Below are 15451 nucleotides of genomic sequence, written 5' to 3'. Positions count from 1 at the left end.
GATTAGCGGATTTTCATAGTTTTGGATATGCTGTAGCTGAGGCTATGGGAGGGTACGGAAAATGCTTTAATGAGTGTATAGCTAGAAACAAAGATATACAAATGGAAGTAGTTGACGAAAACTTTGACATAGTAAGAATAGTGATAGATTTTCTAAAAGAAAATGACGGAGAATGGTGTAGTACCGTAAGTATGTTTTATAAATCACTTAGGGATTTTGTCATACTTGCAGAAGATGGGAAATATGATAAAAAAGCTATGCCTAAAGCTCCTAACAAACTATCACTAGCACTTAGTAATCACGAAGCCCATTTAGCAAAAAGGGGTTATCGGTATGAAATAAAGAAAAACGGTATCGGAAACCACGTTATAACTTTCCATACTGACGTTATGATTCGTAAACCTATTACTGGAATTAGAAAACCTATAATACTAAAAGACAGTACAAGAGAGTTGACCTCTCAACTTATAGACAGCTTGATAGCTGATATAGAGGAATCCGAAGAATGAGAGGGATACCCTAATTAAATTTTAAAATTAACCCCTTTAACCATTAAAAGTGTTTAAGAAACACAAGGCTACCATTAAATACGGCTTAAACTGACTTAAAAACCGTTAAAAATGGTAGCCTTTATTTGTGGGCTGAGTATTAAATTTGATACCCGATAAAAAACTTTTACTCACCTTTTGTTGTTCCTTACAGCGTTTTTATAGTGCAATCGTAAACTTTTAAAAAAACTTTTGGGGAACCACTTTACTTTTCGTAAGACTTTAGATATAATTACTATGAAATGAGGCAAAACGTTCTTGGTGGAATGCGAATAAGACTTTCCTCAGGAATCGTGAAGTCTTACGAGTGAAAAAGCGTAATAGTCTTACGCAGGGTTACATTATAGGTACAAAATTTTTCGGATAAGTGGTAGGATAGAACACTCGTAAAATTCAGGTTTTTACACCATTTTTGACGAGTTTCCGAACCGCCGAAATATCCCGAAAAGACTGGCATTCTCAGCAGAAAAGCGGTGTGCGGTTGGCACGTAAGATTCAGGTTCTAGTGAGCTCGCGCTCATACAGGTTCAAGTCCTGCTACCCGCATTTAAAACTGACGGACTGTGTCTGTCAGTTTTTTGTTATTATTGCGGATGTATTCAGCGAAAATATTCCGTTTCATCCGCTTTACGATATTTTAAGACTGGTATTATTGGAAAAATGCCGCAGATGAGGTGTTCGAGGCTTCAAATGGAAAGTATACCGTTGTCAATCACGGGTTCGGCGGTGCGACTGTCGATAGCTTTTGTTGGCAGTTATGAGGGCTTCCGTGATATTTTCTGTCCCGACGGTTTGCATTTGCGCCCTGAAATATATCGTGAATTTGCAGCCTATTTTGTGAAAAAGCTTGAGGCATTGTCGATATGAACCGAAAATATTTCATATCGGTATAATGCATGGACATGAGTAAATTGTAATTGGAGGGTGATTTTTATGGAACATTCGGTATATATTTTTGATTTTGACGGAACTCTCGTGGATTCGATGCCGCATTGGGCTGAGCGCATGCTTGACATACTGCGTATGAACGGGGTAGAGTATCCCGACAATGTAATTAATATAATCACTCCGCTAGGAAATGTAGGAACGGCTGAATACTTCAGAAAAGAGCTGGGCGTTACCATGAGTGTCGAAGAGATACTCGAAATCATGGCAAAGATTGTCTTTCCGGATTACCGTGATGTTATCGGTTTCAAGCAGGGAGTTGAAGAATATCTGCGCAAAATGAAAGCGCAGGGATGCAGTCTGAACATACTTACTGCAAGTCCTCACAGATCTGTCGATGCTTGCCTTAAACGCTTGGGAATGTTTGATATATTCGATAATATCTGGAGTACGGATGATTTCGGTATGCCAAAATCCAATCCGGACATTTATCGCCTGGCAATCAAACGTATAGGCTGCAATATTGATGATACTGTATTTTTTGATGATAATTACGTTGCTCTTGCGACTGCTTCACAGGCAGGAATGTATACTGTGGGCGTTTATGATTCTTTTTCCGAAAGAAGTATTGAGCAAATCAGAAAAATAAGTAATATTTACATAAACACCTTTGACGAAATTGGCAGGGTGTAGGCAATTACGTATAAATGAAAACAGCGTGCGGTTTTCCGCACGCTGTTTTTCGTCGTTCTGTTACTTAACTATGAATTTGTCCAAATCTGCAAAAAGCTTGTCTGTATCCTCTGAATGTGCGGTGAGTTCTATCGGTTTTAAAAGATCGAGACTGAAAATACCCATGATGGATTTTGCATCAACCGTGTAGCGTCCTGATGCAAGGTCTATATCCATATCGTAAGCGGTAACGGTTTCAACGAATTTGCGCACATCTTCGATGGTGGATAATTTAATGGAAACTGTTTTCATTGTGTATCATCCTTTCAAGAAAACTTTTATTCTTATGAGTGCTGACATGCATAGCCTACACGCATATTATACCAAAAAAAACAGTGTTTGTCAATCTATTTTTACAGAATTTGAGTACTCACGGGGTGACATACCGCTTACTTTTTTAAAAACCAGTGAAAAGTAATGCGGATTGTTGAACATCAGCATATTCGATATTTCGGTAAAATTGTAATTCTTTTCGCGGATAAGCTTTTTAGCTTCTGCAATTTTAAGCATGTTGTAGTATTCGATTATGGAATATCCGTTCATGTTTTTGAATAATGTACACAGATATGTTTTACCGTAGTTGATTTCTGAGCAGATCTGAGAAATGGAAATATTGTTGTAAATGTTCTTTTCAAGTATTGCCAGAATTTCCGCATTTATGTGATCGTTCATGGTTTCACGGGAGGAAAAGTATATAATTTCGTTCTCCAGACGCAGAATTTCTATAAGTAAAGCTTCAAGGTTAATGCGTATAAGCTGCTCACCGCCGAATACGGGGTTTTCGATAAGCTCCAGCTTTACGTTTTCGCTTCGCACCATTGGCTGTGTAAATGTTTTTTTCGCTTCTTGTATGATCTTTGAAATATGAGTGCGTATGGCTTTTGGAAGCGTTATGTATTTGCCGATTAATCCGTTTATTGCAGAGGAACGGCACTCGAATGATATTATAAAAACGTTCGGTGCGGTAATACCGTTGGCTTGTATATTATGATACTCGCCCGGCGGATGAAAAATAATTTCGCCCTGCTTCATGCGAATATCGTTTTCGCCTGCCGTTACAACAATTTCACCTTTATCAACGTATACCATCTCCCAGAAATCATGCGCTTCTCCGCTGAATTTGTAGTCTTTGTTGAACTCATAATAATGAATAGTGAATATTTTTGAAATGCTGATTACATTTGAAATTTTGTGTGTAGCATATATAGACAAGTTTGTCACCTCGGCTCTTGCGAACGATTTTGTACTTTTTGCGGAAAATAGTGTGTATAATGAAAACCATTATTAGTATATCATAATATCAGGCAAAAAACAAGTCAAAACTTATAAATTCAGGAGGAAATAATTATGTTAAAAGCAGGACTTATAGGCATTGGATCGATGGGCAGAGGTCATTTGGATAACTATGTAAGACTCATTAATGAAAAATCCGACATCAAGCTTGTCGCTATCTGCGACATCAGACCCGAAAAATTCCAGAATTCCAAAGGTACACTCAACATCAAGGGCGTAGGCGATTCCAATTATGACTTCAGCCAGTTCAATACATATACGGATATGGACGAAATGCTGGAAAAGGAAGAGCTTGACCTTGTTTCCATTGCGCTCCCCACATTCCTTCACTGTGAAGCGACCGTTAAGTGCCTCAATAAGGGTATAAACGTATTCTGCGAAAAGCCTATGGCTCTCAACCCCGAGCAGTGCCAGCTTATGATCGATACCGCTAAGAAGAATAACAAAAAGCTTATGATTGGTCAGGTGCTTCGCTTCTGGGGAGAGTATGAATATCTTAGAAATGCTGTTAAGAGCGGTGAATTCGGCAAGCCTGTTGCCGGCTACTTCTTCCGTGGTGGTTCCACTCCTTCCGAAAGCTGGAATCAGTGGATTATAAAAAAGGAATGCGGCGGCGGTGCAATTTACGACCAGCACGTTCATGATGTAGATATAATCCAGCATATTTTCGGTAAGCCCAAGGCTGTTTCCACAATCGCTCAGAAGCTTATCGAATCAAGTAGTTATGACACCGTTTCCACAAACTATTTCTACGATGGAATGGTTATCAACTCTCAGAACGACTGGACCATTGCCGGAACTCCTTTCATGCATTCCTTCCGCGTTAACTTCACCGGCGGTACAATCATTATGGACGAAACCGGTTTTAAGGTTGCAAAGACAGGTGAAGAATTCCGCACACCCGAATTTTGCACCGAAAACGGTTACTACAAGGAAATCGTATACTTTGCAGACTGCATAATGAACAATAAGGAAAATACCATTAATGCTCCAGAAAGCTGCATGGAAACCATCAAACTTGTTCACAAAGAGCTTGAATCTGCGGATAATGGCGGTAAGATAGTAGAACTTTAATTTTAGCTTTTGAAGTGTCGGCGCTTTTGCGCCGATACTTTTTTTATTTTTTATTGAAAAGGCTTGATTTTGTCATAAATTTGAAGTATAATAATATAAATCAATATTTGGAGGAAATTATGAAAAAAATTTTATTGACATTTGCTTTGGTTTTGTCCTGCACTGCAGTGCCTGTTCTTGCTGAAGGTGAAGTGGGTGCTGAAATGGGCGCAGGCGGTATGATGGCTTCCTTTTCCAGCCTTCTTATTCCTATCGGACTTCTTGTTGTTATGTACTTTTTCCTTATCCGTCCGCAGAAAAAGCAGGAAAAGCAGATTGCCAGCATGAGAAATAACCTGGTTGTGGGCGATGAAATATCCACCAATGGCGGTCTCATCGGCAGAATTATCAAAATTAACGAAGAAAACGATATTATTACAATAGAAACAGGCTCCGACAAGACAAGACTTAAAATTTTCCGTTGGGCTGTAAGAAATGTTGAAGTTCCATTCAACACTGACGATTCCGATGGCAAGTAAGGATAATACCGGCAATTTTTTTGCCTTGCTTTTTCGTATGAAAAATATTGCGCGTTGGGGGCTTATGCAGTGTACCCGAACGGAAAACCTCAGCGAGCATTCTTTGGAAACGGCATTTCTGGCTCATTGCCTTGCGGTAATAGGTGTTACAAAGCTGGGTAAAGATTATGATCCCCAGAAGATAGCTGTGGCGGCGATGTACCATGATATGAGCGAAGTGCTCACCGGCGATATGCCTACTCCCGTTAAGTATTACAACGATGATATAAAGAAGGCATATAAGCAGATTGAAGCTGTGGCGGAAGAAAAGCTTTTTTCTCTTATGGAGCCTCAGTTCCGTGAGTATTTTGAGTCGGTCGTAAAATCGCTGACAGGCGAAGAACGCAGCGTTGTTAAATCGGCTGACAAGCTTTCCGCACATATAAAATGCCTGAATGAGCTTAAAGCCGGAAACAAAGAATTTGAAACGGCATGTGAGTCAACGCTCCGTTTGCTTAACGAAAATTGTACTCCGGAGCTTAAAATTTTTATTGACAATTATCTTGATGTGTTTACCAAAGAGCTTGATAAAGTGACAATTTAGAACATTAATCTGAAAATAAAAAATGTTAGAGGTAGTGTTATGGCTATGAAAATAGGTGTTAGAATTGAATCTTTCAGGCAGGGCTTCGAGGGCGGTGTCAAGGCTGCTGCGGCTCTCGGTATAGAAGGAATTCAGGCTAACGCGACTTATAATGAACTGGCGCCCGAAAATATGACTCCCGAGCGAATAAGGGAGGTTAAGGATATTCTTAATTCCAACGGCGTTTGTTTTTCTGCTGTCTGCGGCGACTTGGGTAAGGGATTTACCAATGCTGAACTTAATCCACAGCTGGTTGAAAAATCAAAACGTATTCTGGATCTTGCAAAAAAGCTTGACTGCAATATTGTTACAACTCATATAGGCAAAATTCCTGCAGAAGAAAATGAAGTTAAGGAAACAGCGCGGAAAGCTTGCCGTGAGCTTGCACTTTATGCGGACAGCATCGGTTCTTGCTTTGCGGTCGAAACAGGTCCTGAAAAAGCAGAAATTCTGGCAGATTTTCTTGACAGTCTGGGCGCAATGGGCGTAAGAGTGAACCTTGACCCTGCAAATCTTGTAATGTGCTCTTGTGACGATCCCGTAAAAGCTGTATACACACTGAAAAAATACATTGTTCATACCCACGCCAAAGATGGTGTAAATCTTTGTATGGATCCTGTAAGCTGGAAAGAAATGCCACTCAGCCAGGGGGATGTAGACTTTGATAAATACCTGATGGCACTTCATGATATCGGTTTTGACGGCTTTTTGACTATCGAGCGCGAGTGTGGCGAAGACCCTGCTGCGGATGTCAAGCTTGCTATGGACTTTTTGAATTCAAAAAAGGCGCAGTATAACATATGAAAATCAAAGGTGTACTTTTTGACCTCGACGGAACTCTTGCAAATACTCTTCAGGACCTCAAGGACAGCCTTAACATGGCTATGTCTGATCTGGGTTTACCTTTGCACGACGATGAAGGCGTTATAAAATGTCTCAATAACGGCATGAAAATGTTTATCATGCGTTCGGTGCCGGAAGAGCTCAGAACCGACGAGTTGCTGGAGCGGGTCTCGGAGAAATATCATCATTATTACAGCCTTAATCATATAAAAAAAACATACTTTTATGATGGAATTAATGAGCTGCTGCACCGTCTTAAAGCTGTTTACGGCATGAAAATTGCCGTAATCTCAAATAAGGATAACCTCTATACCAAAAATATAGTTAACGCGCTTGATACGGAACACTGCGTTGATATTGCGTATGGCTTCAGAGAAGGAATTCCGCATAAGCCGGCGCCCGACAGTGTTTACGGAATTATCGAGGAGCTGGGCTTGAAAAAGGAAGAGGTTGTTTTGGTTGGGGATTCCAACGTGGACGTGAAAACTGCCAGAAACGCTGGAATAACTTCGTTTGGTGTGCTTTGGGGTTTTAAAGGAGCACAATCTTTTACAGATGAACAACCTGATTATTTACTTGAAAAACCGTGTGAAATTGAAAAATTTTTATTGGAGATGAAATAAAATGATACCATTCAAAATTGATTTGACAGGCAAAACAGTAGTTGTAACCGGCGGCGGTGGAGTGCTTTGCTCCGCTTTTGCCAAGGCTCTCGGTGAGACCGGCGCTAATATCGCTGTACTCGACCTTAGACTTGAAGCCGCACAAAAGGTTGCTGATGAAATCGTAGCGGCGGGCGGAAAGGCTATCGGTCTCTCTGCAAATGTTCTTGAGAAAGCAAGCCTTGAAGCCGCTAAAGCAGAGGTTGATAAGGCGTTCGGCGGATGCGACATTCTCATCAACGGCGCCGGCGGTAACAACCCCAAGGGTACTACCACAAAAGAGTATCTTTTCCCCGAGGATCTCAAGGGTGTTGATAAGGATATTACAACTTTCTTTGAGCTTGATCCCAACGGAATTCAGTTCGTGTTTAATCTCAACTTCCTTGGCACTTTGCTTCCAACTCAGGTATTCGCAAAGGACATGGCTGACCGTGAAGCACCCGTTATTCTCAACGTGTCTTCAATGAACGCTTTCCGTCCTCTTACCAAAATTCCCGCATATTCTGCGGCTAAAGCAGCAATTTCCAACTTTACTCAGTGGCTTGCAGTCCACTTTTCCAAGGTTGGCATTCGAGTAAACGCGATCGCTCCCGGTTTCTTTGTAACCGACCAGAATCGTGCGCTTCTCTTTAATGAGGATGGCACTCCCACAGCGCGCAGTAAAAAGATTCTTGACCATACACCCATGAACCGCTTCGGAGACCCGTCTGACCTTATCGGAACACTTCTGTGGCTGTGCGACAACAAGGCTTCCGGCTTTGTAAATGGTGTTGTGGTTCCTGTTGACGGTGGTTTTGCTGCATATTCAGGTGTATAGTTTTTAATTATAATTTAATACCCATGAGGGAGTAATTCTCACCGCTGTTTTGCGGTGTGGTAAATCAACATCATGATGGCAATAATATTGCTGTCTGGTTTACCTTAATGAATGAGACTCATGTACGAGGTGACCCGTACATGAGTCTTTAATTTTAGAAAGGAATTAAGTTATGAAACATTACCTTGAAGAAAAAGAAAATGTGCTTCGCGAGTGCGGTACGGATGCCGATGGGCTTACTTCCGCTGAGTCTGCGGAACGTCTTGCAAAGAATGGAAAAAATAAGCTCATTGAGGGCAAAAAAGAATCACTCTTGCACAAATTTTTTAAACAGCTCGCCGAACCTATGACGATAATTCTTCTCGTTGCTGCGGCGATTTCTGCCGGAGTTGAGATATATGAGGGTATCGCTTCGGGTCACATGGGTTTCCCGTCCGACGTAGTTATAATACTTGCAGTTGTTCTTATTAATGCAATTCTTGGCGTTTTTCAGGAAAGCAAGGCGGAAAAAGCTATTGAGGCACTTCAGGAAATTGCCGCTGCAACTTCCAAGGTTATCCGTGATGGAAAGCTGATTGCGGTAAAGAGCGAAGACCTTGTTGTGGGTGATATAATTGTTCTTGAGGCAGGTGATGCTGTTCCTGCAGATGCACGTATTATTGAATGTGCAAGTATGAAGATTGAAGAGGCAGCACTCACCGGTGAGTCGGTGCCTGTCACTAAGCAGGAAGAGGTGATTGCTCCCAACGCAAACGGCGACGTTGCACTTGGCGACAGAAAAAATATGGTTTTCATGGGCAGTACGGTTGTTTACGGACGTGGTAAAGCGGTTGTAACTGCTACCGGAATGGAAACTGAAATGGGTAAGATTGCGGACGCTCTTGCACAGGCAGAGGACGGAAAAACTCCTCTCCAGATAAAGCTAGCCGGTCTTTCCAAAATACTGACCTACCTTGTTATAGGTATCTGCGTTGTTATTTTTGGTGTCAAGCTTATTCAGGATGGTCTGGCATTCACAACGGTGATTGATTCGTTCATGCTGGCCATTTCTCTTGCGGTTGCAGCTATTCCCGAGGGACTTGCAACAGTTGTTACCATCGTTCTTTCCATCGGTGTTACCAACATGTCCAGAAGAAGTGCAATTATCCGTAAACTCACGGCAGTTGAAACGCTGGGATGTACACAGATAATTTGCTCGGATAAGACGGGTACACTCACACAGAACAAAATGACGGTTGTAGACCATTATGGCGAAGATGAGAGCCTGCTCGCAAATGCAATGTCACTTTGCTCCGATGCGGAATTTGATTCCGAAATCGGAACTGCAGTAGGTGAGCCTACCGAATGTGCACTTGTAAACTATGCGGAAAAGCTGGGCCTTTCAAAAAACGAAAAGAAAAAAGAATTTGTACGTGTGGGCGAAGTACCATTTGACTCCATGAGAAAAATGATGTCCACCGTTCACAGAACACAGGACGGCGCACTTGTACAATTCACAAAGGGTGCCCCCGATGAAGTACTCAAAAGATGCACCAAGGCGCTTATTAACGGTACTGTCAGTGATGTGACGGATGAAATAAGAACTCAGATTCTTGCGGCCAATAAAACTATGGCTGATAAGGCGCTCAGAGTTCTTGCTGCTGCTAAAAAGGATCTTACCGCAGAGCCTGCCAAATATGAGCCCGAAGAGGTTGAAAATGACCTTTGCTTTATCGGACTTGTTGGTATGATAGACCCTGTGCGTCCGGAAGTTAAGCCTGCGATTGATGAGTGCCGTTCTGCCGGAATACGTCCGATTATGATTACAGGCGACCATAAGGATACCGCTGTTGCTATCGCTATGCAACTTGGAATTATCGAAAGTGCGGACAACGCAATAACCGGCGCAGAGCTGGATAATATTGCGGATGAGGACTTTGATACCGAAGTTGAAAAATATTCCGTATACGCGCGTGTTCAGCCCGAGCATAAGACAAGAATTGTAAATGCCTGGAGAAAAAAGGGCAGAGTTACTGCTATGACAGGTGACGGTGTTAACGATGCACCCTCTATCAAAAACGCCGATATCGGCGTAGGTATGGGTATCACCGGTACAGATGTCACTAAAAACGTTGCCGATATGATTCTTGCCGACGATAACTTTGCAACGATAGTTTCTGCAGTGGGTGAGGGCAGAAGAATTTACGATAATATCCGTAAAGCAATTCAGTTCCTGCTTGCTTCAAATCTGTCTGAAGTGCTTTCCATATTCTTTGCAACACTTCTTGGCTTTACAATATTCCAGCCTGTTCATCTTTTGTGGATCAATCTTATAACCGACTGCTTCCCGGCACTTGCGCTGGGCATGGAAAAGCCGGAAGCAGATGTTATGAACCGCAAGCCGCGCGAATCCAGAGAAGGTATTTTTGCAGGTGGTCTTGGTGTAGCGGTTGCATACCAGGGCGTACTCGTGACCTTGATAACCCTTGTTTCTTATTTTGTAGGAAGAGACATCCTGTTTGCACAGCATCTTGCCGAAAGTGTTGAGCTGCACTATACCGCCGAGGGACTGGGCACGAGCATGGCATTCCTTACACTCTCTATGTGTGAAATTTTCCACGCTTTCAATATGCGTTCCCTTCATGGCTCCATTTTCAAAATGAAACACCAGAATATGTGGCTGATTGGTGCGGGTCTCTTGTCATTTGTTCTCACCACCGCGGTTGTTGAGATTGATTTCTTGGCAAAAGCATTTGATTTAGCGCATCTTAATCTCACTGAATATGTAATCGCGATGCTTCTTGCGGTTTCGATTATACCCATTGTTGAAATAGTAAAGCTTATACAGAGAAAGCTGAATAAATAATGGCGTATACATTACAAAAAAAGATATATTCCTATGAGCTTTGCCATAACGGTACCATAAAACCATCGTACCTTATGAGGTATATGCAGACTGTCGCAGGCTTGGACAGTGACTCGTTCGGAGCCACATACAAGCTTTTGCGTGAGCATGATATGGTGTTTATCATAACCAAGCTCAAGTTGGAAATGTTTGACAAAGTAAAAACAGGGGATATTATAGATATCAAAAGCTGGCAGAAAGAAATCAAAGGTGTCACATTTATACGTGACTATGAGATATCATGCGGCGATAATGTCGTTGGGTATGCCTCGGCACAATGGGCTCTTATGAGCTTCAGCCGAAGAAGTCCCGTACGTCCGTCTCAACTGCCGGTTCCTGTTGCAGGCAATCCGGAAATACCCGCAAGGGATGTAGAGCTTGAACGTCGTATAGTTCACCCTGATGAGGCCGCTTTCTGCGGTACGTTCAGCAGAAAGGTTATGCTGTCTGACCTGGATGAGAATATGCATCTTAACAATACCAATTATGCCGATATAATGCTGGATTTTATCCCACGAGGTATTGGAGCAGATTATTTTAAGCTTCTGCAGATTAATTTCCGCGGTGAGGCATTACTGGATGATGAACTTGAAGTCAGTGTGTATTCCTTCGGCAAAGAAGTGTATTATTATGCTGAAAACCTTACCAAAGGGCACACTTGCTTTGAGGGAAAATTTGTTCTTGAATAAAAAAGTGCTGAGTCAAAAGACTCAGCACTTTTTTTGTTTTATATTCAATATTCGTATCCGCACTCATCCATGTCATCTTTGAAAAAGTCAAACATATGAATATCGGTATCGTTTTTGTATCTTCCTACGGAATCGGGACGCATTTCAATTTTTGCAAGCGGAGTGCCCAGAAATTCGCCTATTCGCTTAAGCTGGTTGTCCTGGTCAAAAACAAAATCCTCGAATCTTACGCTGATGCAGTTTTTGGGCTCAGGTGTTGCGTGCATTATTTCACGTTGGTATTTCCAGCTGATGGCACGTTTTATGCGAATATTGTCGGTAGTATCATAATCAATGTTGAAGTCGTGCAGGTCGTCGGTGACGTGACCGGAAAGAATACTGTCACGGGGGTCGCGTACCCACTTGATATACTTAATATCCGGGAACATTTTAAGTATCCATGGAAAACACAATACGGTTTCCGGAAGCTTCCAGCCTTTGTTTGGATTATCGGACTTGAGAACGCTTGATAAAAAGCTTTCTACCAGTCTTACAAATTCTGGGGTGGGATCCATTTCAAGAACCTTTGAAAAATCCCATTCGAAATTACCTTTATATGTTACATATTTGCCAAAAACACGGCAAGCCTCGTACATATCGTCGGGAGGTATAAGATCTCCGGATTTGTTGATATTAGCACCCATATAGTATCCGCTCTGGGTAAGAGTATGCGACATGGCACGTGTACCGCCGTGTCCGCGTCCGATGATAGTTACCATTTTTTAAAATTCCTTTCCGGTGAAGTTAGTGATTGTAAAATTCCATTTGAGAATTGATTTCCTCTCCGTCCTGCGGAGCACATATTTTTTCATAGCTCTTGTCCGATAACAGTCTGTGCGCTTTAACATTGTCGCTGAATTGTAATTCCAGCATTTCTTCGAGACGGTCAGCTATATCGGAATCAAGTATTGGAGCAGCTATTTCAACTCGTCGAGATGTGTTTCGCGTCATAAAGTCGGCGGAACTTATATAAAGCTTGCGTGAGCGCTTTTCACCAAAGACATATATACGTGAATGCTCGAGATAACGGCCGACAATACTGATAATATCAATATTTTCCGTAACATTTTCAATGCCGGGGCAAAGACAGCATATACCGCGTACGAGCATTTTGATTTTTACGCCGGCCTGTGCGGCGGCAATGAGCTCAAGCATAATCTCTTTGTCAGTAATACTGTTCAATTTCAGCTTTATGATACCTTTTCTGCCACGGCGTGCTTTGTCTGCTTCGGCACGTATCAGCGAAATGATTTTTGTTTTAAAGCTGTGTGGGGCAACAAGAAGTTTTTTATACCTTCCGTTAAGGTTTGAAATTGTAAGATCATGGAAAAATCGAACTGCATCTTCCGCTATTTCCTCACGTGAAGTGAGAATGCCGACATCTGTATACAGCCGTGCGGTCTTTTCGTTGTAATTTCCCGTTCCTATATGAACGGTATATTTAATGCCATCGTCCGTTTGACGGGTTACAAGTGTTATTTTTGAGTGTACCTTGTAGCCCTCGATTCCGTAAATAACACGGCATCCGGCGTCCGAAAGGCGCTTTGACCAGTGAATGTTGTTGGCTTCGTCAAAGCGCGCTTTAAGTTCAACCAGTACCGTTACTTCTTTGCCGTTTTCAGCCGCATCGCAAAGATGCTGAATTACCTGAGAAGAAGAGCTGAGGCGGTAAAGTGTGATTTTGATACTTACCACCTGTGGGTCAAATGCTGCTTCGCTGAGCATATTAAGATATGGCTTCATGCTGTCATACGGGTAACGCAGCAGAAAATCTCGCTCATCAACCTGATTTATGACCGACATTTTTTGGCGTATTTCCTGCGGCCATTGAGGAGATAGCGGTTTATGAAGTAATGAAATCTTCATGCTTTCGGTCAGCTTGTCCTCAAGCGACCAGATATAACTCATATCAAGCGGTGCGCGGGCAGTGTAACACTGAGCAGGGGAGAGCGAAAGCTTGGAACGTAAATATTCCTCAAGTTTTTCACCGCCTTTTACAATTTCAAGACGTACAGGCGCAAGCTTTTCACGTTTTTTCAGTATTTCTTTCATATATGCACGGTAATCTATGTCGTCGTCCGAAAAAGTATCGGCAACGGCAATATCGGCATTACGTGTTACACGGATTATAGCAGATGAAGTTACCTTGTATACCTTGAAAATCTGCTTGATGAAATACTCTAAAATGTTTTCCGCAAGGACATATTTTATTCTGTCCTTGCTTGTGTCAAGGAAAAACAATCTCGGTATAACATTGCTGAGCGGTATAATACCCACGCTTTTTTTATCACCCGATAATAGGTCAGCGACAATGTATATTTTTTTGTTTTCAAGATGCGGAAATGGGTGGGTAGGGTCTATTATCTGAGGTGAAAGCAGTGGGAAAATATCTTTCTTAAAAACCTTTTTTATCTCTTCCTTTTCATTCTTGGAAAGAGAAGGAATATCGCAATATTCGATGCCGTTTTGTTTCAGTTCTTCGCTGACTTTTTCAAAGCAGTTGTCGTATTCCTCGTACAACGGCTTGACTGCTGAAAATATATCTTCAAGCTGTTCAAGCGCATTGAGTCCGGTTTTATTGTCTACGGGGATTTCGCTGAGAAGCGAACGGTCGTGAAGGCTTCCTACGCGTATCATGAAAAATTCATCCAAATTTGAATTAAAAATTGAGACGAATTTAATTTTCTCAAATGTCGGGTTGGTGGGGCAGAGGGATTCTTTAAGAACCCTTTGATTAAATTTCAGCCAGGAAAGCTCACGGTTTATAAAAGAATTATACACATTTACCTCCTGAGTTTGTCAGATAAATAACCCTCGCGCACGCCTTCGGTGCTTATGATTATTTTATCGCAATTTATAAAATCTGAAATGGCTTTTATGGCCACAATGCCTGGGTATATAGTTTTTATTCTTCCGTTCAGCGCCCTGAAAATAAAGTCGGTATATTTTTTGTCAAAAGAAGTAAAAGCGTTGTAAAGAGCGTTGAATGCTTCTTTTGTGAGAGTGTAATTGGAAAGCGGAAGAGCTTTTTGATTAAAAAAGTTATCCATCTGAGCGACTGCTCTGGCGGTTCCGCCGGTCATAATAAGAACTGAATTGTCTTTTAGCCAGCAGGTTTTTTGTATTTCGTTTGTTACGTGATTGTATATATCGGTTATTTCTTCACTTTTCGGGAATTCGTCTCCGCTTACAAACATTTTAAAGAGCTTTACGCACCCGAATTTGAAACTAGTATGCTCGGTGGGAGTGCTTTCGGAAAAACGGATAAATTCGCACGAGCCGCCGCCAAGGTCGGAGACAATTCCGCGGCTGCAACCGGAAATTGAACTAATTACGCCTTTGAATGAATACAGAGCTTCTTTTTCCTCTGAAAGAACTTCAATTTCTATGCCTGTTTCGTCAACAATACGCTGTATGACCTGCGCAGAATTGGAAATTACTCTCATAAATGCCGTTGCGAAAGCCATAATAACGGCACCTTTTGGAGAGCTGTTTTTGAAAAAAGCCAGGGTTTTGCAAAGCTCATCGACAGCTTTTTCCTTGAGTACATCGTTTTCGATTTCCGAAACAAGCCCCAAGGCTCTGTAATCTGTGTATACCGCTTTGCAATTATTCTTTGACAAATCGTATGTCACAAGTCTGATGGTGTTGGAACCTATATCTATTACAGAATATAATATTGTAATCACATCCCGATTGTTTCATATATATTTATTATATGTCAAATCACGAATAAATGCAATAGTTTTGCAATATTTTTAAAGCAAATAACGAAAAAAAACAAATCACATAAAAAACGGTGTATTTTCTTTTCGACGCGGCATAAGATATTACTAACTATTTCG

14 protein-coding genes are annotated in these 15451 nt (G+C 41.7%); 9 read left to right on the top strand and 5 right to left on the bottom strand.

The window, feature by feature from the left end; all coding sequences use genetic code 11:
• The first annotated feature begins 1481 nt into the window (after nucleotides 1-1481).
• Nucleotides 1482-2126, top strand: a complete 645-nt coding sequence (locus E7588_02505; protein MBE6688131.1) for an HAD family phosphatase — start codon at nucleotides 1482-1484, stop codon at nucleotides 2124-2126.
• A 60-nt stretch (nucleotides 2127-2186) separates the two neighbouring features.
• Here the strand turns inward: E7588_02505 and E7588_02500 are convergent, their stop codons facing one another.
• Nucleotides 2187-2417 (bottom strand): HPr family phosphocarrier protein, encoded by a 231-nt coding sequence (locus tag E7588_02500; GenBank protein MBE6688130.1) that lies wholly within the window; start codon nucleotides 2415-2417, stop codon nucleotides 2187-2189.
• A 90-nt stretch (nucleotides 2418-2507) separates the two neighbouring features.
• A complete protein-coding gene (locus E7588_02495) occupies nucleotides 2508-3377 on the bottom strand; it encodes a helix-turn-helix domain-containing protein (GenBank protein ID MBE6688129.1) in 870 nt (289 codons plus the stop codon).
• Between the two features lie 135 nt (nucleotides 3378-3512).
• On the opposite strand from E7588_02495, the gene E7588_02490 reads away from it, so the two are divergent.
• The 8 genes from E7588_02490 (at nucleotide 3513) to E7588_02455 (ending at nucleotide 11567) form a co-directional block, all read left to right on the top strand.
• Nucleotides 3513-4532: a Gfo/Idh/MocA family oxidoreductase gene (locus E7588_02490; GenBank protein MBE6688128.1), complete on the top strand. Its 1020-nt coding sequence runs from the start codon at nucleotides 3513-3515 to the stop codon at nucleotides 4530-4532.
• A gap of 218 nt (nucleotides 4533-4750) precedes the next feature.
• Nucleotides 4751-5050, top strand: coding sequence for a preprotein translocase subunit YajC (gene yajC / locus E7588_02485; GenBank protein ID MBE6688127.1), 300 nt, complete (start codon nucleotides 4751-4753; stop codon nucleotides 5048-5050).
• Nucleotides 5040-5633, top strand: a complete 594-nt coding sequence (locus E7588_02480) for a 5'-deoxynucleotidase (GenBank protein ID MBE6688126.1) — start codon at nucleotides 5040-5042, stop codon at nucleotides 5631-5633. The genes yajC and E7588_02480 overlap by 11 nt, the downstream gene beginning before the upstream one ends.
• 45 nt (nucleotides 5634-5678) lie before the next feature.
• Nucleotides 5679-6476, top strand: a complete 798-nt coding sequence (locus tag E7588_02475; protein ID MBE6688125.1) for a sugar phosphate isomerase/epimerase — start codon at nucleotides 5679-5681, stop codon at nucleotides 6474-6476.
• Entirely contained in the window at nucleotides 6473-7138 is a 666-nt protein-coding gene (locus E7588_02470; GenBank protein ID MBE6688124.1) for an HAD family hydrolase, read from the top strand. The genes E7588_02475 and E7588_02470 overlap by 4 nt, the downstream gene beginning before the upstream one ends.
• A gap of 1 nt (nucleotide 7139) precedes the next feature.
• Nucleotides 7140-7994: an SDR family NAD(P)-dependent oxidoreductase gene (locus E7588_02465; protein MBE6688123.1), complete on the top strand. Its 855-nt coding sequence runs from the start codon at nucleotides 7140-7142 to the stop codon at nucleotides 7992-7994.
• Nucleotides 7995-8166: 172 nt separating this feature from the next.
• Complete coding sequence (locus E7588_02460; protein ID MBE6688122.1) at nucleotides 8167-10839, top strand: cation-translocating P-type ATPase; 2673 nt, start codon at nucleotides 8167-8169, stop codon at nucleotides 10837-10839.
• Nucleotides 10839-11567: a hypothetical protein gene (locus E7588_02455; protein ID MBE6688121.1), complete on the top strand. Its 729-nt coding sequence runs from the start codon at nucleotides 10839-10841 to the stop codon at nucleotides 11565-11567. Before E7588_02460 ends, E7588_02455 begins: the two co-directional genes overlap by 1 nt.
• Before the next feature lie 44 nt (nucleotides 11568-11611).
• On the opposite strand, the gene E7588_02450 is transcribed toward E7588_02455, so the two are convergent.
• From E7588_02450 to E7588_02440, 3 genes are read right to left on the bottom strand one after another with little or no spacing between them, the layout of a single operon-like run.
• Complete coding sequence (locus tag E7588_02450) at nucleotides 11612-12325, bottom strand: sulfotransferase (GenBank protein ID MBE6688120.1); 714 nt, start codon at nucleotides 12323-12325, stop codon at nucleotides 11612-11614.
• 25 nt (nucleotides 12326-12350) lie between these two features.
• Nucleotides 12351-14387, bottom strand: coding sequence for a polyphosphate kinase 1 (gene ppk1, locus E7588_02445; GenBank protein ID MBE6688119.1), 2037 nt, complete (start codon nucleotides 14385-14387; stop codon nucleotides 12351-12353).
• Between the two features lie 2 nt (nucleotides 14388-14389).
• Entirely contained in the window at nucleotides 14390-15295 is a 906-nt protein-coding gene (locus tag E7588_02440) for a hypothetical protein (GenBank protein MBE6688118.1), read from the bottom strand.
• Between the last annotated feature and the right edge of the window lie 156 nt (nucleotides 15296-15451).

The organism is Oscillospiraceae bacterium (assembly GCA_015065085.1).
Classification (GTDB): domain Bacteria; phylum Bacillota; class Clostridia; order Oscillospirales; family SIG627; genus SIG627.
The sequence above is the reverse complement of the archived record's forward strand: the minus strand, read 5'-3'. Positions and strand labels throughout refer to the sequence as shown.